Genomic DNA, 20,435 nt, shown 5'->3' on the forward strand with positions numbered 1-20,435 from the left:
TCTGGGGGCGGAAGACACCATGGAAGACTGGACGACAAATCCGATGAATGCCGTAACGGCAGCAGTAGGCCTAATCGTTATTATTCTATTCATCTGGATCGCGTTGCTTGGCAGCAAATTGAAACGGTTAAGAAAGCAATACACAGACGTGATGGGGAATACGGGTATAACGAACTTCGAAGATGTGATTGTACAAATGAAGGAAGGGTTGAACGAGCAAGCACAAACGATTCAACGGTTGCAGACGCAACTCTCTGCAGTAGAGCAAGCGTTGTCGCAGCAGAAGGGTAGAGTTGGCGCACTCCGGTATAACGCTTTCGCTGAAAAAGGTAGCGACCTGAGCTTCTCCATTGCCATTGTAAACGAGAATAATGATGGAGCTGTACTATCGGGCATCCATAGCAGAGAAAATACGTACGTATACGCTAAGCCGATTGAGAAAGGCGAGTCCGCCTATCCGCTTACGCCTGAAGAACGCAAAGCGATTCAAACGGCAAAGTAACAAAAGATGATCGAGCATTCTTGGACTCCTATCACGCTTATAGATGCAAGTGGGAAGTGTAGTCGGAGGCGGCGGTTTGCTCGCGCGTATTGGCAGAAATATGAACGGAATTGGCGACAGCCGTAAATAGGCTAAGCGAAATGATATCGGCCATCTTCATGACGAGATGCAGGCGTGTGTTCTGCAGGACAAAATACTCCATGAAGCCGCCGACATTCACGATACCGGTAATATGCATATCGCCGACAGGAGGGAGGTCTTTATTCACTCCTGCGCCTGGCCGCACGGGACCTGCGCCAACTTGGATAGACCCAACGCTCGATACTTGACCGAGACAGGCGTCAATGCCGATGATGAAGGGCTTGTGGAATTTACGATTGATTTCAAGAAGAGTATCTTCCAGATTCATTGCATGTACGGGCTCTTCCAGCGTCCCGAAAAGGGCAAAGTGAGGGCTTCTGTATTTGGACAAGGAGGTTCCGATAAGCGGCCCTAGCGAATCGCCGGTCGAGCGGTCAGTGCCAACGCACACGATAACAATGGGACGCTTGCCAGCTTGCTCTTCAAGCATCGACGTTAGCCGGTTAACGAGAAGCCCGACTACGTTCGCGGTCGTGTGAGGAACCTTCAAAGGCGTTTCTTTCATAAATGGTAGCTTCATAGAATCCCTCCACTGATTGCCAATATGATACTAGTATATGGATGGGACAACCATTTTATACGTAGGATCACTTAGTAAAGTACGAACTCGAACGATGGAGGTGCGCATGTTAATCGCATTTGACTCCACGCAGCAGGCGCTTCGGGCGGAGATGCTGCTGGAATACGCTGACGTTGAAATTGATATTTGCCCAACACCGAAAGAGATAACGGCCGGCTGCGCGTTATCGATTCATTTTCCAGAAGAGGATATGAATACGGTAAAGGACGTTATCGAACAAGAACATGTAGAAATAAGAGGCATATTCAAGCCGGATTCGGTTGCAGGTTATGTCCAAATAGACATATAGATAGATGTTGATAAGGAAATAAAGGAAACGAAGGGAAAGATCCGATGTCCATACGGGAATTGTATACGAAAGGTGTAGACTGGGTGACGGACGAAAAACTATGGCAAGGCTTTGGTTCTGCGGTGCTTCGAATCATTCTCATTCTGCTTATATGCCGAATAGGAGTATGGATCATTCATAAGACGATTAACCGAGTCGTACTGGAGCGGGAGGCGAAGCGGCCATCAAGCCAAGGCAGGCGGATGACAACGGTCGGCAAGCTGATGAAAAATGTCGCCTCTTACGTTATTTATTTCATAGCGACGATGCTCGTTTTGTCCGAATTCGGTATCGATTTAGGACCATTGCTGGCAGGAGCAGGCGTGCTTGGCCTCGCGATCGGCTTCGGTGCCCAAAGCTTGGTAAAGGATATCATTACGGGTTTCTTCATTGTGCTTGAGGATCAATTCGCCGTTGGCGATGTGATTCAGACCGGGCAGTTCAAAGGCACGGTAGAAGTGATCGGGCTTCGAACGACCCGTATTCAAAGTTGGACGGGAGAGGTACATATTATTCCGAACGGAATGATTAACGAAGTCACGAATTTCTCCATCAATAATACCCTTGCCGTTGTCGATGTAACGGTCGCTTTCGAAGAGGACGTCGATCGCGCGCTTGAAGTCATTCGCAAGACGATGGCCGGTCTGCAGGATGAAAATTTGGTTAATGCGCCGGAGGTACTTGGCGTTCAGATGATTGCCGCATCGGGGGTTACGGTTCGCATCATTGCCGAATGCAAGCCGAATACGCATCCGGTGTTGGCACGCAAGCTGAACATTGAGCTTAAGAAGTCGCTCGATGAGAACGGGATCGAAATCCCTTATCCGAAAATGGTTACCTATCACCGGAATGAAAAGGGAGGCGTGAAGGATGGAGCGTAAGCAGTTTGAGCTCGGCGACATTGTCCAAATGAAGAAGCAGCATCCATGCGGATCCAATGAAATGGAAATTATACGCATGGGAATGGACATACGGATCAAGTGCGTGGGCTGCAAGCATAGCGTGCTCGTGCCAAGGGCGAAATTCGAGAAAAACATGAAAAAGGTGCTTAGATCGAAGGCGCAGGAAGAATAATATGAATTCAATAAAGTATTTTTTAAAATAGTTGTTGCATTAGCCTGTCTCATGTGTTAAGATAATTTTTGTCTCGAACGCGGAGAGGTACCCAAGAGGCCCAAGGGGGCTGACTCGAAATCAGCTAGGCGTGTCAAAGCGTGCGTGGGTTCGAATCCCACCTTCTCCGCCACTTATAACTAACAGTCAAACGGTTCGCACGCGAATCGTTTTTTTTGTGCCTTATTATAGATAAAAGAGAGGGTGCACCGTAAGATGAACGTGCCGAAGCTGCCTTTATCCGATGTTGAACGTAAGCGCCTCAGAGCGCTTAAGATCAAACTGGTACAGATCGCCGATTACAGCCCGGTGGAACTGGCAAGCAGTCTGGACATAACCGAAGACAGGGCGCGTCTGTTAAGCGCATTAGCGTTGTTCCAGCGTGTACCCTCAATTGGTCCTTCATTAGCGCAAAATCTCGTAGAGCTGGGCTTCCGTTCGTTAGAGGACATTCGGGATGGGGGAGAGAGCGGTGAAGAGCTTATCAACCGTCTGGAAAAGCTGCATGGCGTTTGGATGGACCCCTGCGTAGAAGACGTGATGAGGCTGGCCGTTCATCATGCGTACCATCCAGAAAGCGACAAGCAGTGGTGGGACTTTACTTCGGAACGCAAAGCTTATCGAAAGGAGCACGGTTATCCGGCGGATCGTCCTGCTAGAGCCTGGCATGTGATAATTAAGTAAATAAGCAAGAAGAGAGCTCTCGCGAGCTCTCTCCCTGGACGGTGTTTGATGGTTGAGTCGATCAATTCACACTACAAATTACAGAAAGCATGAGCAATCATTCGTCAATCGGTACAAATCAGCTGAAAGCTTCATTACCCTTTTGAGCACAGACATATATATCCGTTTGAACGGTGTACATATGCAAGCTCGAATGCGCGTGTGTTACAGACAGTAGTCTTTGGCACAACCCTCCGCTTCTAAACTGAGTGGACGAAATCCTCTAAAGGCCCTTTCACCAATCGGTTCAACGGAACCACACCTCTCTAATCACCGTCGATAATAATATGACCTGATTTCGGCCTAACTATTCATCGCTTTTACAAAAAATCAACGTCGTCCCATCCGTTTCCATCTGCGCTCATGGTTCGTCGTTTCGGGAAAACGATCCCCTTTGCTTAGCGTGACCTTCTTCGGATTCTGGATACCCATATGATACGAATTGTCCCCGTCCTCAATATAAACGCCATCATTAGGAGCTCTGTCGCCCGGTGAAAATAAAGTCCATTCGCCCATGCTGTTCGCCTCCAGCCTGTAGTAAGTTCATAAGACCAAGCACCGACATACGGCCGCTCGGAGCTTAGTATGAACCGTTAACGACCATCGCATAAGTAGAAGAATACGGCTGGCGACGCGTTCGTTCATAATATTGACGAATTTCAAATCATTGACATTGATAATGAGAATTGTTATCATCTTAAAGGTGGTGGACGTCACCGTAAGTGCGTCCACAAGAAATCATACTTAGGGGGAACTACCTTGGCATTACGAAATAAGAAATTCGTGCTCGTATTGATTAGTTTGATGGTAATGTCGTTATGGCTCGCGGCTTGCGGCGGCAGCGACAATAATAAGAATGCAGGAAACGCGGCAACGAACGCACCGGCAACAGAAGCTCCAGGTGCAACGGATGCGACAGAAGCAGGCGAAGAGAGAACGCTGGTGGACGGACTCGGCAACGAAGTGAAGATTCCTGCGAACCCGCAGCGCATTATCGCTTCTTACCTCGAGGATCATTTGGTTGCTCTAGGCGTTAAGCCCGTAGCGCAATGGCAAGTTCCGAACGGTGTTCAAGATTACCTGCAAGGCGATCTAGCCGGCGTGCCAACGCTGGCGCATGACCTTCCATTCGAAGCGGTAACCGCTTTGGAACCGGACCTTATTATCGTGGGCATGGCTTCAACAGTCGAAGGAAAATACGATCAATATAACAAAATAGCTCCAACATTCGTTCTTGGCGATGAGATCAATAACAACTGGCGCGAAGCTCTGCTCAAAGTGGGCGAAGTATTGGGCAAAGACGCGGAAGCCAAGAAAGCGCTGGAAACGTACGACGCGAAAGCAAAAGAAGCGAAAGAAAAAATCGCGGCAGCAGCACCAGGCGAATCCGCGGCAGCGATCTGGCTGGTAGGGAAAAACTTCTATATGGTAAGCGAAGACTTGTCTACAGGTTCGTTGCTTTATGGTGAACTCGGAATCCCAGTGCCGGAGGTCGTAAAAGAAATCTCCGCTACGGAAGGCGGCAATTGGAAGGCGATCTCGCTCGAGAAGCTGGCCGAGCTGGATGCCGACCACCTTTTCCTCATCAATAGCGACAAGGATTCGGGCTCAGAGGCGCTTAACGCTCCGATCTGGAAAGAGATCCCTGCGGTTAAGAGCGGCAACGTATACGAATATCCTAGCACGTCGAGCTGGCTGTATGGCGGAACAGTCGCCTTCTCCCAAGTGATCGACGACGTATTGGAAAGCATCGTGAAGTAATAGTTAAAGGCCGTACCTGCGCATCTAGCGAGGTACGGCCTTGTAATTTATTGCTGGCAAAGCGGCACTTGTCATGTTGAACTCAATTTGATATAGTATAGAGATGCGAGCCTATGGCTCGTTCCTTGCTCCATTTTATGGGGCCGTTAGTCCAAGAGGAGGTGAAACAATATGCGCAAATATGAAGTGATGTACATCATTCGTCCGGACGTTGAGCAAGAAGCTCTTCAAGCTCTCGTTGATAAATTCAATGGCATCATCTCCAACGGTGGAGAAGTCACGAAAACAGACGTGATCGGAAAACGCCGCCTTGCGTATGAGATCAATAAGCTTCGTGACGGTTACTTTGTACTGGTACATTTCAACGCAACGACTGAAGTTGTGAATGAACTTGACCGCGTCATGAAGATTTCGGATGAAGTTATCCGTACATTGATCGTCAGAGACGTAGCTTAGTCTTAGTCAACGCAAGCGATTGGGAGGTCGGAAACGATGTTGAACCGTGTTATACTGATTGGCAGATTGACGAGAGACCCCGAGCTACGCTATACGCCTGCGGGTGTTGCGGTAACGCAGTTTACGATAGCGGTCGACCGTCCGTTCACGAGCGGGCAAGGCGAGCGCGAAGCGGATTTCATTCCGGTCGTAACTTGGCGGCAGCTTGCCGAGACTTGCGCCAACTACTTGCGCAAAGGCCGCTTAACGGCGGTCGAAGGACGCATTCAAGTGCGGAATTACGAGAATAACGAAGGCAAACGCGTCTACGTGACGGAAGTTATCGCTGATAACGTACGGTTCTTGGAATCCAATAAAGAAGGCGGAGCGCGCGAAGAAGGCGGCAGCGGGTACAGTGCTTCCGGCGGCGGTACAAGCAATAGCGGCGGAGGCGGCTCATATGGCGGAGGCAACTCTTCCAATGGCGGCGGCAATCGTTCCGGTAATAACTCGAATAGCAACAGCCGTGATCCGTTCCAGGATGACGGACGCCCGATTGATATTTCGGAAGATGATTTGCCATTTTAATTTATTGCGAAACGGAGGATATGACTCATGGCTTTCAAGCAAAGAGATAACGGCGGAGACGAGCGTCCAGAACGTAAGTTCAGCGGACGTAAAGGCGGCCGTAACAAACGTCGTAAAGTATGTTTCTTCACTGTGAACAAAATTACTCACATTGACTATAAAGATACTGATTTGCTCAAGAAGTTTATCAGCGAGCGCGGCAAAATCTTGCCACGTCGTGTAACGGGTACAAGCGCGAAATACCAACGCTTGCTTACTGTTGCTGTTAAACGTTCGCGTCAAATCGCATTGCTTCCATACACGACTGAATAGTCGCCTGCGAAGCGAAGAAGAGCCTGCGGAGATTCATCTCCGCAGGCTTTTTCTTGTCTTTAAGCGAATCATCAATCATTATGGCGTTTGCAAAGAAACGATTTTTACATACTCTCTAGGGTTATAGCGCAATGTGGCGTCGTTTACGTCAATGTACGAAAAATCAATCGTTTTTACCGAAAAGGGAGAGGGCTTACTGTAGGTTAGTCTGTCGTGATCCCTGACATATTCATTCAGCTTTGCTCCAATTAAAAGGATGGAGAGAAAGATTATCGCGCAAATTATTATATTACGTATTGGCATAGTGATCACTCCTATGCAAGAAGTAATCCCCTATTCGCCGCTATTTCATTCCTCAACCCACAACCTGCCTTAACGAATTGTTTTGACAGAACAGCTGCAGGACTTATATAATGACAGAAGCGATTATACAACCGCATATAAGGATTTACCGGAGGAGCCTGTCATCAGCGGGCTCTTTTTGCGTTTTTTCATGTTTCATTCGTTTTTGATGTACATGAGGGTGTTTTGGGAAATGCTGTTGGGAGAATATTACGATGGGGAGGATCTGTAGTGACGTTACTGCATGTTGCCATTATTATTCCGTTTTTGTTCGCGGCTGCAAGCCCGATCTTTTATAAGCTGCTGAAAAGAGTGCATACGGGCTGGCTGGTACTGCCGGCGCCGATGGCGTTGTTTATTTATTTCTGTTCGCAAATTCCACCCGTTCGTGGCGGTGAGACCATAGAAGGGGCCGTACCCTGGATTCCGTCGCTCGGTATCGATTTTACCGTTTACTTAGACGGACTGGGACTATTGTTCGCTTTGCTCATATCAGGGATTGGATCGCTGGTTGTGTTGTATTCGATATTCTATCTGTCCAAGACGAAAGAAGCGGTCAATGTTTTCTATGTGTATTTGCTCTTGTTTATGGGCGCTATGCTGGGCGTCGTACTGTCAGACAACATGATCGTGCTGTACGCATTCTGGGAGCTGACGAGCATTTCTTCGTTCCTGCTTATCGCTTTCTGGCATTACCGCGAGAGATCCACATATGGAGCTATGAAATCGTTACTTATTACGGTTATAGGCGGATTAGCCATGCTTGCGGGCTTCATCTTGCTGTACCTCATAACCGGTACGTTCAGCCTGCGAGAAATAATCGGGTTAGATGTCAATCTGACACACGAATCGCTTTTCTTGCCTGCAATGCTGCTGATTCTGTTGGGCGCATTCACCAAATCGGCGCAGTTTCCATTTCATATTTGGCTGCCCGACGCTATGGAGGCGCCAACGCCTGTCAGCGCATATCTCCACTCGGCGACGATGGTCAAGGCCGGCATTTATTTGGTCGCTAGGTTCAGTCCGATCTTCGCGGGAGATAAGCTCTGGTTCTGGCTTGTATCCGCGTTCGGGATTATAACGCTGATCTACGGTTCGTTCCGGGCGATGAAGCAAACGGATCTGAAGTCGCTGCTTGCATTCTCGACGATTAGTCAGCTCGGACTTATTATGACGCTGCTCGGACTTGGATCGGCCTCGGCCTTCTTCTCGGGCGGGGCCGATTCACTCTTCTATACAAAGGCTACAATGGCAGCTATTTTTCACCTGATCAATCATGCCGTATTTAAAGGGGCTTTGTTCATGGTCGCGGGCATCGTCGATCACGAGACGGGGACCCGTGATATTCGCAAACTCGGAGGCCTTATGGCCGTTATGCCGATTACGTTCTCGATCGCATTGATCGGCACGTTCTCGATGGCAGGCCTACCGCCGTTCAACGGCTTTTTGAGCAAAGAGATGTTTTTTACGGCGGTATTGAACATAACGGAGCTAAATCTGTTCAACATGCAAACCGTTGGCGCTCTATTCCCAATCGTCGCGTGGGTTGCAAGCATCTTTACCTACGTCTATAGCATGCTTCTGCTATTCCGGACGTTTACGGGCAAAGCGCAATTCGAGAAGCTTGACAAGAAGCCGCATGAGGCGCCGATCGGCATGCTGATTCCTCCGGTCGTACTGGCCTCACTGGCAGTCATATTCGGATTATTTCCGAACCTGCTGTCCTACTCGCTCATCGAGCCGGCAATGGCGGCTATTCATCCGAGTCTGCTGCATGAAGGAGATACGTTTCTCGTCAAAATCGAGCTATGGCACGGTTGGACGCCAGAGCTGTTCATGACGGCAGGCGTCGTTCTCTTGGGAACGGTCCTCTACAAGCTGCGTCCTCGAATCAAGGTGGCAACTGAACCGTTGTTCACTTTCGTGTCGCTTAATAAAACATATGACGCTGCGCTTAGAGTAAGCGATATTGGCGCAAGCCGATTGACGAGCCGTTATATGACAGGCTCGATTCGCCATTACTTGATTTATATTTTTCTATTTCTGATAGTGACCGTATCGGCAACGATGATGTTCGTCTCCGATATACGGTTCGACTTTAGCGGGCATGCACCGACGACGGTGTACGAGATAATGCTTATTATCGGGCTTGTCGTGTCGGCTCTTGCGATTCCTTTCACGACCTCGCGATTGATGGCGATTATATTGACGGGAACGACGGGTTATATGGTGACCATGTTATTCGTTATCTTCCGCGCGCCGGATCTGGCATTGACGCAAATGATCGTGGAGACGGTATCGGTTGCCTTGTTCCTGCTCTGTTTCTACCATCTGCCGAAGCTGAAGAAGGAGAAAATCCCTCTCAAGCTCAAGCTTCCGAATTTGCTCATCGCTTTGGCGGTCGGGACCGTGATGACGATAGTTGCCTTAAGCGCGAGCAGCGGGCGTTCCTTCGAAACGATTGCCGATTATTTTGTTGAATACAGTTATGAGCTAGCCGGCGGTAAAAATATCGTAAATGTCATTCTCGTCGACTTCCGCGGCTTTGATACGTTATTGGAAATCACGGTGCTCGGTATTGCCTCGTATGGCATTTATGGGCTCATAAAGCTGAATCTAAAGGGTGAGGAAGGCCCTGATGTCTTTGGTACTAAACATCAAAGCAATCTTATCTATGATCAGCCTAGAAGCAATGACGTCATTCTTAAAACAATCTCGAAGATCGCGATCTTTATTATTTTGACATTCTCCGTTTATTTGTTTCTAGCCGGCCATAACCATCCGGGCGGCGGCTTTATCGGGGGCTTGATGACCGCATCGGCGATCGTCTTGCTGGCCATGTCGCAAGGAATCAAGGCAGCGCAGACGATTATTCCGATTGATTTCCGCAAGCTCACCGGTATCGGACTCACGGTCGCCTTACTGACCGGAATCGGCTCTTTTGTATTCGGCGCACCGTTCTTCAGCCATTCTTTCGGCTATTTCCAGCTGCCGCTGCTCGGGGAGACCGAGCTTGCCACGGCGATGCTGTTCGACCTTGGCGTATACCTGACCGTCGTCGGTATCACGATGACGATTATATTGACGATTGGGAGGGATAAGTAACGTGGAACTCTATATGTCGCTTGCAATCGGCGTGCTGTTTACAGTCGGGGTCTATTTATTGCTCTCCAAGAGCCTGCTTCGCATATTGCTGGGCACTTCGCTGATGACGCACGGCGTTCATCTTCTTCTCCTGACGATGTCGCGACTGAAGACCGGAGCGGCGCCGCTGCTCGGAGAGAAAGCGGAATCCTATATCGATCCGATCCCGCAAGCGCTTATTTTAACGTCGATTGTTATAAGCTTTGGCGTTACGTCATTTTTTATCGTACTGGCGTATAAGGCTTACCAAAAGCTGGGGACCGACGATATGGAGCAGTTAAGGGGGGACGGAGATGAATAATTTGCTTGTCATGCCGCTGTTGATTCCGCTATGCACGGCAGTCCTGCTGCTTTTCCTCAAACGAAACATCGTGCTGCAGCGGAGTCTAAGCCTGATCGGACTGCTGTTACATGCCGCGACTTCATTCATGATCGTCTATCAAGTGCATAATGAGGGAATACAGACGCTTCATATGGGCGGATGGGCACCACCGTATGGCATCGTATTTGTAGCCGACTCTCTTGCTTCGCTGCTTGTGGCCGCAACTTCGATTGCAGGCTTCTTCTGCTTAATCTATTCGTTTCAGTCGATAGGCGAGGAGCGGGAGCGCTTTTATTATTATCCGCTGTTTCAATTTTTGCTGGTCGGCGTCAGCGGCTCTTTCTTAACCGGCGACTTATTCAACCTGTTTGTCTGCTTCGAAGTGATGCTCATCTCTTCCTATGCGCTCATCGTGCTAGGGGGGACGAAACGCCAGCTGCGCGAGACGCTGAAATACATGCTGATTAATATATTGTCTTCTACGCTATTCGTTGCGACAGTCGCTTATTTATACGGCGTGACCGGCACCTTGAATATGGCGCACTTGTCCATAAGGATTGCTGAAATGCAGCAGGGCGGCATATTGAACGCCATTGCTGTGTTATTGATGATCGTATTCGCAATGAAGGCGGGGTTGTTCCTGTTCTTCTGGCTGCCTGGATCCTACAGCGCGCCGCCGGCAGCGGTTGCTGCCTTGTTCGGGGCGCTGCTGACCAAGGTCGGCGTCTATGCGCTGATTCGGAGCTTTACGCTCCTCTTTTACCATGAACCGTCGATCTCGCAGGGGCTGATCGGTTGGATGGCAGGTGCTACGATCGTGTTAGGCTCAATAGGAGCGATCGCATTTTCCGATGTAAGACGGATCTTGAATTACAACGTCATTATAAGCGTAGGTTTTATTGCATACGGCCTATCGGCAGCCACAAGGGCAGGATGGGACGGTGCCGTATTTTATTTGATCCATGACATGACGGCCAAAGCGTTGCTGTTCATACTAGGAGGTATTATTGTCCAATTGGCAGGAACCAGCAACCTGAAAGAAATGGGCGGAATGATCAGGCGCTACCCGCTGGTCGGGTGGATGTTCTTCGTCGTTTCGCTGGCTGTAGCGGGCATCCCTCCGCTTAGCGGCTTCGCGGGCAAGCTGCTTATATTGCAAGGGGGGCTGGAAGCAAAACAATATGTGCTTGCGGCGTTATCGCTGCTATCGAGCATCGTCGTTCTCTGTTCATTGCTTCGCATCTTTATCGCCGCTTTCTGGGGCGAGGAGAAGCCTTGTCCGGAAGGCGCCGGCGAGCGGTCGATCGTTGCCCGCAGCGCGGTAGCGGCGGCAGGGGGGCTGCTCGTTCTGATCGTAGCGATGGGTCTTGGGTCAGAATGGGTATACGGCTTGGTGGAGCAAGCGGGCCATACGCTGTATACGCCATCCCAATATATTGAGTCGGTATTAAAGGAGCAGTGAAGAGATGGCTGTACAGCTATTGTTAAACCTTGTCATATCCGTTGTCTGGATGTTTCTTAACGATAATTGGACGGCATCGGGTTTTATCGTTGGTTTTCTGATCGGAGCAATCACCATCGGCTTAATGCGCCGTTTCTGGCCGCAGCCCTACTACTTGATTCGATTATGGGCAGTTGTTAAACTGCTTGCCTTGTTCATGAAGGAGCTGATCGTGTCCAGCTACGCTGTTCTTGTGCATATCGTTCGTCCGAAGCTGACGATTCGCCCAGGCATCTTCGCGTATAAGACGGAGCTGAAGTCAGACTGGGAAGTTACGGTGCTCTCATGCTTAATCTGCCTGACGCCGGGGACGCTGACAATGGATGTATCCCGCGATGGCGGTACGCTGTATGTTCATGCCATGGATATAGACGATGTCGAAGAGCTATCGAGGCAAATCAAAGGGAGCTTCGAGAAAGCGATCATGGAGGTGACCAGATCATGCTAGAGATGATGTTATATGTGGCCTTGAGTTTATTAGGGCTGGCTATTCTAGGTTGTATGTATCGCTTGCTAGCCGGGCCGTCTATTCCGGACCGTGTCGCCGCCTTGGATACGATCGGCATTATGCTGGTGTCCATGATTGCGATCCTATGCATGCTGCTTCGGACAACCGCCTATATCGACATTATATTGGTTATTGGTATATTGACCTTTATCGGCACGACAGCCTTTGCCAAATATATTGAAAGAGGTGTTGTACTTGAATCTGGAGACGATAAGCAAGATCGGTGAGCTGGTGATTGGCGCGGCAATCGTGCTTGGGGCGATCGTATGCTTGCTCAGCGCCTTCGGAATCGTGAGACTGCCGGACGTATACCTCAGATCGCATGCGGCTACCAAAAGCGCTACGCTCGGCGTATTTATCATTTTACTTGCCGTATTCTTGTATTTTATGTTTTATTTGGAGCATACGAGCGCAAAGCTGCTGCTCGGTATTGTATTTGTGTTTCTGACGTCGCCGTTAGCGGGACATTTGAACAGCAGGGCCGCATACCGTTCGGGCGTGTCGCTCTGGAAGGGCAGTGTGCGGGATGAGATGAAGACTGCGCTGAAGAAGGAAAGAGAAGCGGAAGCGGAGCAATAGGAGAGGGGAAAGTATAAGATGGAGCAAGTGATTGCGTATTGCGAGCGAAAGCCGGGCGCGACCGGAGAGTATCCGTTCGGCCCGGAGTCGCTGGTTATGAAGGTTGGAGGGAAAATGTTCGCTTTGTTCGGGGACGATTCGATCTCCTTGAAGTGTGACCCGATTATCGCGCAAAACCTCCGGGAGCAGCATGAGGCTGTAAAGCCTGGCTATCACCTGAACAAGAAGCATTGGAACACGGTCTCGCTAGGATCGTCCTTGTCCGAGGAAGAGCTGCATGCGATGATCGATCATTCCTACGAGTTAGTAGTCGCCGGTCTGACCAAAGCGATGCGAGCACAGTTGGGTGCGGTCTAGAAGCGGTTAAGCTGTTTCTCGCAGAAGTCGCCTACGACTGGCAGCTTGTAGATTCTGCCTTGCAGCGCAAGCACCATAAGGCCAATCCAGAGCACGAAGGTGGCCAGCGGCAGCAGAATGCCGAGCAGCCATCCGATGATCGGGATAAAGCCAAGCACGATGTTAATGATCAAGATTGACGCAAAGATGACCGTGGATTGCATGGCATGCATCCGAACATAACGGCTTTGTTTCTCAATGATCAAGAAGATAATGCCCGTAATGAAACCGGCTAAGTAGCAAAGCAGCGCGGCAACCTTGGGATCAAGGCCGGTTGATGATTTGTCGGGATTGATGGACGGATGTTGCATAATTATTTTCACCCTTTCTTATTCACATATGTATGCAATGATTGTATTCGATGCCGAGGGACAATAGACCTCCTAAGCCAAGCCAACAATTTATTCGTTTTCTCTACCTTTTTCCACAATTGGCACTAATCCTTTGTAAAAGTTTTGTAACCTGTTGTTATAATAGATCGTCTAGAATGTTAGATGAGCGAAAGTAATAACAGAACGAATGGGAGTAGTCTGCTATGAAGAGGAAATATAAATGGTTGTATGCGATGGCTGCCGCACTGGTAATCGCCGCAGTCGCCGGTTATTTCAATCGCGGCGCGCTTGCCGCGCTCGGATTCGATTGGCTCGTTGCCGGACAGGTAGAGAAGCAGCTAGAGAAAACCTATAAACCGGTTATCGGACGCGAGCCGATGCCTGTAAGCTTCACGGCGGAGGAGCGGGATCCATTCTCGGTGCTGCTGCTGGGCGTCGATCAACGGGATAATGAGATCGGACGCTCGGATACGATGATCTACACGGTCGTACGTCCGTCTGACGGCAATCTGTTGATGGTCTCGATCCCCCGCGATACGTATACGGAAATCGTCGGCAAGGACACAGAGGACAAGATCACTCACGCGTATGCGTTCGGCGGAGCGGGAATGGCGATGGATACGGTGGAGAACTTGTTCGATGCCCCGATCCAATACTATGCCTCGATCAACTTCGAAGGCTTCCGCGAGGCCATTGACGCGCTCGGAGGCATCTCGCTTCCGATTGAAGAGGACATCGTGAATAAGGACCCGAATCATGAGAAGTTCACGATCAAGGGCGGACAGAGCAGCTATAACGGCCAAGATGCGCTGTACTACGTTCGCTACCGCGAGGATGCGGGCGGCGACATAAGCCGGACGGAGCGTCAACAGACGTTCCTGAACGCGTTGATGGATAAGGCGTCGGGCATGAATCAATGGACGAAGATTCCGGAGTTGATCGACATTATGGGCAACAACTTCGAGACGGATATGCGACCCGACCAAATGCTCGACCTGGCCCAGTCGCTGCTGCTCTCCAAGGAGCGCCATATTTATAGTCATTCGCTTACGGGCGAAGGCAGACGGCTCGTCGGCGGAGGGGCTTGGTATTATTTTGCCGATGAAGAGGACTTGTCAAACGTGAAGGTTATGATAGACAATTGGTTGGATGCAGACACGAAGGCAGAAGCGCTATTATTGCCCGAGAAATATAGGGTCCAGCAGGAAAAAGAGGTACAATCGCTCTCCAGCGAGAATAAAGAAATAGAAGAGCAGGCGACGCGGCAATAAGGCCGGGTGTTAAGCAAGATCCGTCTGTCACTTTCTTAATGGCGGTAACGGCTATAGCGGTTGTGCCAGATAGAGCTTACGGAACGGAGTTGTTTTCTGATATGAATATTGCGTTTTTTTTGCTCCCGAAGCAGGAGGTCGTGACGGTTACGGTCGATGCGACGCTCAGGCAGACGCTGGAGCGGATGGAGTATCATCGTTATACGGCGGTGCCGATCATTGACGACGACGGCGGTTATGTCGGTACGGTGACGGAGGGCGATCTGCTATGGTTCATGAAGAGCCGGCAAGAGCTAAACTTCGACCAGACGAACAAGATCAGTCTTTCGGAAGTGCCGCTGAGGTTGAATAACCGTTCGGTTCGAATCGACGCCAATATGAACGACCTCATTTCACTGGCGAAGGCGCAGAACTTTGTCCCTGTCGTTGACGATATGAACCGGTTCATCGGCATTGTGCGCAGGAGCGAAATTATCGATTATTGCGAAAAGCTTATTTTTGAACAAGGCGAAACGGCTGACGCCGCCCTCGGTCGGCGCAGTGCGTTTCATTCCGGAGAAATATAAGCATAAGTATAAGGTGAAACTTATAAATTGTTATATTTCGAAATAATGTGATGCAGGACTAATGCAGATTTATATACCACTGGATAGAGGCGGAATTCATCATCGGATTTCGCCTCTTTTTCTATCATCGGTTTCCAATCTGCACCAAATCTGTTATACGTGATATGTTTTGCTTTTGTGCTATAATGAGTTGTAAATGTTTCGTTGATATTAGATTACATGCGCAAGAGGTGAACGGTTTGAAAACCGGCTTGAAACCAGTGCTATGGAGCTTCGTGGCACTCTTATTACTACTGTCCATCGCTGTACCGTTACTCAATGTTCTATTGATCATGTTCATGATGGTGCCTTTCGTCGTGTTATATGCGATTCTGCCGAGGACATCGTTCGCCATCCATCTAATTGTGCCTTTCGCGCTGGCGACATGGCTGATCGGTCTGCCGGTATTAATTGTCGGTTTGTTCTTCGTTCTCCCTTCGATCGCGATGGGGATGATGTACAAGATGAAGTCAAGGGCGTCAAGCGTGATCCGTACCGTGTCGATTGTCGTGCTGGCCCAGTTGATGCTTCTGCTGCTCATATCGGAGACAATGCTGGATACGTCCATTATCGGCGAGATGAGTTCGATGATCCGTTCCACCGTCACCGACCTTACAACGCAAGGGCTGCTGCCGGAAGAATGGAATTCCGATACGACGGAGATCATGATCCGCACGATCGTGAATGCGATTCCGCTTACGTTCATGCTGACTTCCGTGTTGTATGCCATTATCACGCACTATTTGGCTCGCCGTATCGTGAACCGCAGCGGACTTGAGGTTCCGGCATTCCCGAAAGCGAAGGATTGGCGCCTGCCGCGGATGCTTGTTTTTCTTTACTTGCTTGCCTATGTCATGCAGATGTTTACATCGGCTGCAAGCGAGTCATACATTGCTGTGGCGCTGACGAATCTTGTTCCGTTGCTCGGTTATGTATTTTCGATTCAGACAATCGGATTTTTCTTCTATCTCGCTTACCACAGGAAATGGAATGGGGCCGTACCGATTCTAATTGCGATTCCGGTACTTCTATTTCCGCCACTTTGTCTCATTGGTTTGCTCGATACCGCCTTTCCGATCCGGAAGTCGTTTGTCAAATCATAACACGGGAGCGAAGTAGAAATGCCGAAGTTTTTGGTTACGCGGTGGCATGGGATGCACCAGGTATGGTCATTCGTTTTGATGGTTCTTATGACGCTCGCCCTCTCGTGGTACGAGTGGTTGCTGGGATTGATTGGATTGCTCTTTACGGGGTCTGTTCTCGTCTATACGATATTGGCGGAACGGGCCTTCCGCAGAGACCTGGAGTCTTATCTGGGAACGTTGTCTTACCGAGTGAAGAAGGCGAGCAATGATGTAATTAGCGAGCTCCCATTCGGTATTATTATTTACAATGAAGATAGGGCAGTAGAATGGCATAATCCGTATATCACGCAGATCGTGGGCAAAGAATCGGTGATCGGCTGTCCGTTGACGGAGCTGTTCCCGACGCTGCAGCAAGCAAAGGAACGGGAGGGCTCGATCGAGGCTACCGTTGGCTCGCAAGTATTTGAGCTCATATTCAAGCCGAAGGAACGTATTCTCTATGTGAAGAACATTACGGAACGGTGGCAGCTGGGCAAACGATACGACGAGGAGAAGCTGGCGCTTGGCGTCGTCATGATCGATAATCTCGAAGAGGTTACGACGGGAATGGACGATCACCAGCGCGGCACGCTGCTATCGAAGGTAACGACCGAGATTACGGAATGGTCGCAGAAATATCATATTTACTTGAAGCGTTTGACGTCGGATCGGTTCCTGCTTATTACGGATCAGAAGACCCTTAAAGTACTGGAGCAATCCCGGTTCATTATATTGGACGAGGTTCGCGAGATGACGGGCGAGCAGAAAATTCCGATTACGCTCAGCATCGGGTTCGCCGCTGGCGCGGAGCATATTATCGAGCTCGGCCAGTGGGCTCACACGAGTCTGGATATTGCGCTAGGACGCGGCGGCGATCAGGCGTCGGTCAAGGTCGGCGCTCGCCAATCGTTCTATGGCGGCAAGACGAACGCGGTCGAGAAGCGTACGCGCGTTAGGGCGCGCGTCGTAGCTCACGCACTGCGCGACTTGATGAAGGAAAGCCATAATGTCGTCATTATGGGCCACAAGATGCCGGATATGGACGCGATCGGAGCGGCAATCGGCGTGATGAAGGCCGCTCAGCTGTTCGGCAAGGAAGCCTATATCGTACTGGAAGGCGTCAATCCTGCCATCGACAAAATGATGGAGCTGATTCGCGAAGACGAGCGGCTGGCGAAGCGGTTCGTTACGCCGGAGCAAGCGGCGTCGCTCATCGTGCCGAATACGCTGGCGGTTGTCGTCGACACCCATAAGGCGTCGATGGTGAAGGAGCCGAAGCTGTTGACGCAAACCGATCGGATCGTTGTTGTCGATCATCATCGCCGCAGCGAGGAATTCATATCGAATGCGATTCTTGTCTATATGGAGCCTTATGCCTCGTCTACTTGCGAGCTTGTCACAGAGCTGCTTCAGTATATCCATGAGCGTGTCGTGCTTGATATTAGGGAATCGACGGCACTGCTTGCCGGCATAACGGTCGATACGAAGAGCTTCTCGCTTCGTACCGGCGCGCGTACGTTCGAGGCGGCTTCGTTCTTGCGCCGCAATGGCGCGGATTCGATGATGATTCAGCGGATGCTGAAGGAAGACCTCGAGGAATACGTGCGCAAGGCCGAGATTATTAAGCATGCCGAGGTACTATATGAGCATGTTGCCATTGCGGTGACGGAGAGCGGACGCAAGTATTCGCAGTTGCTGATTGCGCAGACGGCCGATACGCTGCTTAATATGACCGATATATTGGCATCGTTCGTCATTGGCGAGCGTGCAGACGGCTTAATCGGCATTAGCGCGAGATCGCTAGGCCATATGAACGTACAGGTTGTCATGGAGAGAATGGGCGGCGGCGGACATTTAACGAATGCAGCCGCGCAGCTTGAAGGCACGGTTGGCGAGGTCGCCGACAAGCTGAAGCAAGTATTGAAAGAAATCGATGCGGAAGAGGGGTTATTCGAATGAAAGTGATCTTATTGAAAGATGTGAAGGGACAAGGGAAGAAGGGCGACGTGAAGGAGCTCTCCGAAGGTTATGTGCGCAACTTCCTGCTGCCGCAGGGACTCGCGAAGCTGGCTTCCGACGGCAACTTGAAGACGCTGGAGGTTCAGAACGCTTCGGAGCAGAAGCGCAAGGAGAAAGAGAAGGAAGACGCCGAGGCGCTCGCAAAGAAGCTTAGCGAGATGACCGTAGTCGTGAAGACGAAGGCGGGAGAAGGCGGCCGGTTGTTCGGCGCCATTACGAGCAAACAAATTGCCGAGGCTCTTGCAGAGTTAGGCGTTAAGATCGATAAACGAAAAATCGAGCTTGAAGATCCGATTCGTACGCTTGGCGTAACGCAAGTTCCGGTCAAGCTTCATCCGCAAGTAAAAGCGAAGCTAAATGTCCAAGCTGCGGAGGAATAGGCAACACCTTAAAGGAAGCGAGGGTAAGTGATGGAAGAAGAGCTGAGATTTGATCGGATTCCGCCGCAAAACGTGGAGGCCGAGCAAGCTGTAATCGGCGCCGTGCTTCTGCAAGCCGAAGCGCTTATTACCGCGATGGAGCGCGTGCGAAGCGAGGATTTCTACAGCGGTCCCCATCGGCTTATTTACGAGGCGATGATCGAGCTGGGCGAGAACAATCAGCCGATTGACCTTGTCACGCTAACCGCGCATCTGCAGAATAAGCAAGTACTTGAGGAAATAGGCGGCGTCAGCTACTTGGCGAAGCTGGCCAATTCGGTACCGACGGCTGCCAATGTCGACTATTATGCTCAGATCGTAGAAGAGAAATCGATGCTTCGTCGTCTAATACGAACGGCGACGAATATTGTTTCCGATGGCTACGCAAACTCTGAGGATATAGGCGTATTGTTAAGCGACGCCGAGAAGCAAATTCTTGAAATCTCGAACCGACGCTCCAGCGGCGGATTTATCTCGATCCGCGACGTACTGATGGAGGTATTCGAGAAGGTCGAGCACTTATATATGAATAAGGGTGGAACGTCCGGCATTCCGTCCGGTTTCGTTGACCTGGACAAGATGACGTCCGGCTTCCAGCGAAGCGATCTGATCATTGTAGCGGCCCGTCCTTCGGTCGGAAAGACGGCGTTCGCGCTGAATATTGCGCAGAACGTCGGCGTTCGGGCAAGAGAGACGGTAGCCATATTCAGTCTGGAGATGTCGGCGGCACAGCTCGTGCAACGTATGATCTGCGCCGAGTCAAACGTCGATGCGGGTCGAATGCGAACCGGCCATCTCGAGGGAGACGACTGGGAGAAGCTGACGATGGCGATCGGCGCCTTGTCGGAAGCGCAAATCTTCATCGATGATACGCCCGGCATTACAGTAGCGGAAATCCGCGCCAAGTGCCGCCGATTGAAGAAGGAGAAAGGGCTTGGCATGATTCTGATCGACTACTTGCAGCTCATTCAAGGCCGTGGCAAAGCGGGCGAGAACAGGCAGCAGGAAGTATCGGAAATATCGCGTACGCTTAAGCATATCGCGCGCGAGCTGGAAGTGCCGGTTATCGCGCTGTCGCAGCTCAGCCGCGGCGTCGAGCAGCGGCAGGACAAGCGTCCGATGATGTCCGACCTTAGGGAATCGGGTTCGATCGAGCAGGATGCCGACATCGTATCGTTCTTATACCGTGACGATTATTACGACAAAGAGTCGGAGAAGAAAAACATTATCGAGATTATTATCGCAAAGCAGCGTAACGGACCGGTAGGCACGGTCGAGCTGGTGTTTCTAAAAAACTACAATAAATTCGTAAGTATAGACAGAGCACATCAGGATCCGTCGCAGGCTTCGTAAATATCCGAACAATTGCATGGGTAGCTGTGCAATTGTT

Annotated in this window: 25 protein-coding genes and 1 tRNA gene; 23 read left to right on the forward strand and 3 right to left on the reverse strand. The window is 50.3% G+C overall.

What is annotated here, in order from left to right:
* Positions 1–19: 19 nt before the first annotated feature.
* Positions 20–502 carry a DUF4446 family protein gene (locus tag J2T14_RS18185; protein WP_307204210.1) on the forward strand — a complete coding sequence of 161 codons (483 nt, stop codon included), beginning with the start codon at positions 20–22 and terminating at the stop codon, positions 500–502.
* 37 nt (positions 503–539) lie between these two features.
* Here the strand turns inward: J2T14_RS18185 and yyaC are convergent, their stop codons facing one another.
* Positions 540–1,163, reverse strand: coding sequence for a spore protease YyaC (gene yyaC, locus J2T14_RS18190; protein ID WP_307472994.1), 624 nt, complete (start codon positions 1,161–1,163; stop codon positions 540–542).
* 106 nt (positions 1,164–1,269) lie between these two features.
* Between yyaC and J2T14_RS18195 the strand changes: the two genes are divergently transcribed.
* The 5 genes from J2T14_RS18195 (at position 1,270) to J2T14_RS18215 (ending at position 3,348) form a co-directional block, all read left to right on the forward strand.
* Complete coding sequence (locus tag J2T14_RS18195) at positions 1,270–1,512, forward strand: DUF3343 domain-containing protein (RefSeq protein ID WP_373458172.1); 243 nt, start codon at positions 1,270–1,272, stop codon at positions 1,510–1,512.
* Between the two features lie 44 nt (positions 1,513–1,556).
* Entirely contained in the window at positions 1,557–2,432 is an 876-nt protein-coding gene (locus J2T14_RS18200; RefSeq protein WP_307472996.1) for a mechanosensitive ion channel family protein, read from the forward strand.
* Entirely contained in the window at positions 2,422–2,625 is a 204-nt protein-coding gene (locus tag J2T14_RS18205) for a DUF951 domain-containing protein (RefSeq protein ID WP_307204218.1), read from the forward strand. The genes J2T14_RS18200 and J2T14_RS18205 overlap by 11 nt, the downstream gene beginning before the upstream one ends.
* A gap of 81 nt (positions 2,626–2,706) precedes the next feature.
* Positions 2,707–2,797: transfer RNA gene (locus tag J2T14_RS18210), tRNA-Ser, on the forward strand.
* An 83-nt stretch (positions 2,798–2,880) separates the two neighbouring features.
* A complete protein-coding gene (locus J2T14_RS18215) occupies positions 2,881–3,348 on the forward strand; it encodes a helix-hairpin-helix domain-containing protein (protein ID WP_307472998.1) in 468 nt (155 codons plus the stop codon).
* Positions 3,349–3,717: 369 nt separating this feature from the next.
* Here J2T14_RS18215 and J2T14_RS18220 read toward each other — a convergent pair whose 3' ends face one another.
* A complete protein-coding gene (locus J2T14_RS18220) occupies positions 3,718–3,903 on the reverse strand; it encodes a YjzC family protein (protein ID WP_307204222.1) in 186 nt (61 codons plus the stop codon).
* Between the two features lie 243 nt (positions 3,904–4,146).
* Here J2T14_RS18220 and J2T14_RS18225 point away from each other — a divergent pair, with 243 nt between their 5' ends.
* The 11 genes from J2T14_RS18225 (at position 4,147) to J2T14_RS18275 (ending at position 13,236) form a co-directional block, all read left to right on the forward strand.
* Entirely contained in the window at positions 4,147–5,148 is a 1,002-nt protein-coding gene (locus J2T14_RS18225) for an ABC transporter substrate-binding protein (RefSeq protein WP_307204224.1), read from the forward strand.
* Between the two features lie 171 nt (positions 5,149–5,319).
* Entirely contained in the window at positions 5,320–5,604 is a 285-nt protein-coding gene (gene rpsF / locus J2T14_RS18230; RefSeq protein ID WP_307204227.1) for a 30S ribosomal protein S6, read from the forward strand.
* 36 nt (positions 5,605–5,640) lie between these two features.
* Positions 5,641–6,171: a single-stranded DNA-binding protein gene (gene ssb, locus J2T14_RS18235; RefSeq protein ID WP_307204229.1), complete on the forward strand. Its 531-nt coding sequence runs from the start codon at positions 5,641–5,643 to the stop codon at positions 6,169–6,171.
* 27 nt (positions 6,172–6,198) lie between these two features.
* A complete protein-coding gene (rpsR, locus tag J2T14_RS18240; RefSeq protein ID WP_307204231.1) occupies positions 6,199–6,483 on the forward strand; it encodes a 30S ribosomal protein S18 in 285 nt (94 codons plus the stop codon).
* A 573-nt stretch (positions 6,484–7,056) separates the two neighbouring features.
* Positions 7,057–9,930 (forward strand): Na+/H+ antiporter subunit A, encoded by a 2,874-nt coding sequence (locus tag J2T14_RS18245; RefSeq protein ID WP_307473000.1) that lies wholly within the window; start codon positions 7,057–7,059, stop codon positions 9,928–9,930.
* Between the two features lies 1 nt (position 9,931).
* On the forward strand, positions 9,932–10,270 hold the full coding sequence (locus J2T14_RS18250; protein WP_307204235.1) for a Na(+)/H(+) antiporter subunit C: 339 nt from the start codon (positions 9,932–9,934) through the stop codon (positions 10,268–10,270).
* A complete protein-coding gene (locus J2T14_RS18255) occupies positions 10,263–11,753 on the forward strand; it encodes a Na+/H+ antiporter subunit D (protein ID WP_307473002.1) in 1,491 nt (496 codons plus the stop codon). Before J2T14_RS18250 ends, J2T14_RS18255 begins: the two co-directional genes overlap by 8 nt.
* A gap of 4 nt (positions 11,754–11,757) precedes the next feature.
* A complete protein-coding gene (locus J2T14_RS18260) occupies positions 11,758–12,240 on the forward strand; it encodes a Na+/H+ antiporter subunit E (RefSeq protein WP_307473004.1) in 483 nt (160 codons plus the stop codon).
* Entirely contained in the window at positions 12,234–12,527 is a 294-nt protein-coding gene (locus J2T14_RS18265) for a Na(+)/H(+) antiporter subunit F1 (RefSeq protein ID WP_307204241.1), read from the forward strand. Before J2T14_RS18260 ends, J2T14_RS18265 begins: the two co-directional genes overlap by 7 nt.
* Positions 12,496–12,879, forward strand: a complete 384-nt coding sequence (gene mnhG / locus J2T14_RS18270; protein WP_307204243.1) for a monovalent cation/H(+) antiporter subunit G — start codon at positions 12,496–12,498, stop codon at positions 12,877–12,879. The genes J2T14_RS18265 and mnhG overlap by 32 nt, the downstream gene beginning before the upstream one ends.
* Before the next feature lie 18 nt (positions 12,880–12,897).
* Positions 12,898–13,236 (forward strand): MmcQ/YjbR family DNA-binding protein, encoded by a 339-nt coding sequence (locus J2T14_RS18275; protein WP_307473006.1) that lies wholly within the window; start codon positions 12,898–12,900, stop codon positions 13,234–13,236.
* Here J2T14_RS18275 and J2T14_RS18280 read toward each other — a convergent pair.
* The gene (locus J2T14_RS18280) at positions 13,233–13,586 is read right to left on the reverse strand and encodes a DUF4870 domain-containing protein (protein WP_307473008.1); all 354 of its coding nucleotides are present in this window, start codon (positions 13,584–13,586) and stop codon (positions 13,233–13,235) included. The two genes, J2T14_RS18275 and J2T14_RS18280, sit on opposite strands and share 4 nt — an antisense overlap.
* Before the next feature lie 224 nt (positions 13,587–13,810).
* On the opposite strand from J2T14_RS18280, the gene J2T14_RS18285 reads away from it, so the two are divergent.
* The 6 genes from J2T14_RS18285 (at position 13,811) to dnaB (ending at position 20,398) form a co-directional block, all read left to right on the forward strand.
* Entirely contained in the window at positions 13,811–14,878 is a 1,068-nt protein-coding gene (locus J2T14_RS18285) for an LCP family protein (protein WP_307473010.1), read from the forward strand.
* A 101-nt stretch (positions 14,879–14,979) separates the two neighbouring features.
* Positions 14,980–15,444 (forward strand): CBS domain-containing protein, encoded by a 465-nt coding sequence (locus J2T14_RS18290; RefSeq protein WP_307473012.1) that lies wholly within the window; start codon positions 14,980–14,982, stop codon positions 15,442–15,444.
* A gap of 239 nt (positions 15,445–15,683) precedes the next feature.
* The gene (locus J2T14_RS18295; RefSeq protein ID WP_373458173.1) at positions 15,684–16,586 is read left to right on the forward strand and encodes a DUF2232 domain-containing protein; all 903 of its coding nucleotides are present in this window, start codon (positions 15,684–15,686) and stop codon (positions 16,584–16,586) included.
* Between the two features lie 18 nt (positions 16,587–16,604).
* Entirely contained in the window at positions 16,605–18,566 is a 1,962-nt protein-coding gene (locus J2T14_RS18300; RefSeq protein ID WP_307473014.1) for a DHH family phosphoesterase, read from the forward strand.
* Positions 18,563–19,006 carry a 50S ribosomal protein L9 gene (gene rplI / locus J2T14_RS18305; RefSeq protein WP_307204257.1) on the forward strand — a complete coding sequence of 148 codons (444 nt, stop codon included), beginning with the start codon at positions 18,563–18,565 and terminating at the stop codon, positions 19,004–19,006. Before J2T14_RS18300 ends, rplI begins: the two co-directional genes overlap by 4 nt.
* A gap of 30 nt (positions 19,007–19,036) precedes the next feature.
* The gene (dnaB, locus tag J2T14_RS18310) at positions 19,037–20,398 is read left to right on the forward strand and encodes a replicative DNA helicase (RefSeq protein WP_307204259.1); all 1,362 of its coding nucleotides are present in this window, start codon (positions 19,037–19,039) and stop codon (positions 20,396–20,398) included.
* Positions 20,399–20,435: the final 37 nt, after the last annotated feature.

Origin of the sequence: Paenibacillus harenae, from assembly GCF_030812415.1 — a bacterium.
GTDB lineage: Bacteria > Bacillota > Bacilli > Paenibacillales > Paenibacillaceae > Pristimantibacillus > Pristimantibacillus harenae_A.

What these genes read in the sequence shown, in the direction of transcription:
- J2T14_RS18185 (WP_307204210.1), top strand. Translation starts at nt 20, where the DNA reads ATGGAAGACTGGACGACAAATCCGATGAATGCCGTAACGGCAGCAGTA.
- yyaC (WP_307472994.1), bottom strand. Translation starts at nt 1,163, where the DNA reads ATGAAGCTACCATTTATGAAAGAAACGCCTTTGAAGGTTCCTCACACG.
- J2T14_RS18195 (WP_373458172.1), top strand. Translation starts at nt 1,270, where the DNA reads ATGTTAATCGCATTTGACTCCACGCAGCAGGCGCTTCGGGCGGAGATG.
- J2T14_RS18200 (WP_307472996.1), top strand. Translation starts at nt 1,557, where the DNA reads ATGTCCATACGGGAATTGTATACGAAAGGTGTAGACTGGGTGACGGAC.
- J2T14_RS18205 (WP_307204218.1), top strand. Translation starts at nt 2,422, where the DNA reads ATGGAGCGTAAGCAGTTTGAGCTCGGCGACATTGTCCAAATGAAGAAG.
- J2T14_RS18215 (WP_307472998.1), top strand. Translation starts at nt 2,881, where the DNA reads ATGAACGTGCCGAAGCTGCCTTTATCCGATGTTGAACGTAAGCGCCTC.
- J2T14_RS18220 (WP_307204222.1), bottom strand. Translation starts at nt 3,903, where the DNA reads ATGGGCGAATGGACTTTATTTTCACCGGGCGACAGAGCTCCTAATGAT.
- rpsF (WP_307204227.1), top strand. Translation starts at nt 5,320, where the DNA reads ATGCGCAAATATGAAGTGATGTACATCATTCGTCCGGACGTTGAGCAA.
- ssb (WP_307204229.1), top strand. Translation starts at nt 5,641, where the DNA reads ATGTTGAACCGTGTTATACTGATTGGCAGATTGACGAGAGACCCCGAG.
- rpsR (WP_307204231.1), top strand. Translation starts at nt 6,199, where the DNA reads ATGGCTTTCAAGCAAAGAGATAACGGCGGAGACGAGCGTCCAGAACGT.
- J2T14_RS18255 (WP_307473002.1), top strand. Translation starts at nt 10,263, where the DNA reads ATGAATAATTTGCTTGTCATGCCGCTGTTGATTCCGCTATGCACGGCA.
- J2T14_RS18260 (WP_307473004.1), top strand. Translation starts at nt 11,758, where the DNA reads ATGGCTGTACAGCTATTGTTAAACCTTGTCATATCCGTTGTCTGGATG.
- J2T14_RS18265 (WP_307204241.1), top strand. Translation starts at nt 12,234, where the DNA reads ATGCTAGAGATGATGTTATATGTGGCCTTGAGTTTATTAGGGCTGGCT.
- J2T14_RS18275 (WP_307473006.1), top strand. Translation starts at nt 12,898, where the DNA reads ATGGAGCAAGTGATTGCGTATTGCGAGCGAAAGCCGGGCGCGACCGGA.
- J2T14_RS18280 (WP_307473008.1), bottom strand. Translation starts at nt 13,586, where the DNA reads ATGCAACATCCGTCCATCAATCCCGACAAATCATCAACCGGCCTTGAT.
- J2T14_RS18285 (WP_307473010.1), top strand. Translation starts at nt 13,811, where the DNA reads ATGAAGAGGAAATATAAATGGTTGTATGCGATGGCTGCCGCACTGGTA.
- J2T14_RS18290 (WP_307473012.1), top strand. Translation starts at nt 14,980, where the DNA reads ATGAATATTGCGTTTTTTTTGCTCCCGAAGCAGGAGGTCGTGACGGTT.
- J2T14_RS18300 (WP_307473014.1), top strand. Translation starts at nt 16,605, where the DNA reads ATGCCGAAGTTTTTGGTTACGCGGTGGCATGGGATGCACCAGGTATGG.
- rplI (WP_307204257.1), top strand. Translation starts at nt 18,563, where the DNA reads ATGAAAGTGATCTTATTGAAAGATGTGAAGGGACAAGGGAAGAAGGGC.
- dnaB (WP_307204259.1), top strand. Translation starts at nt 19,037, where the DNA reads ATGGAAGAAGAGCTGAGATTTGATCGGATTCCGCCGCAAAACGTGGAG.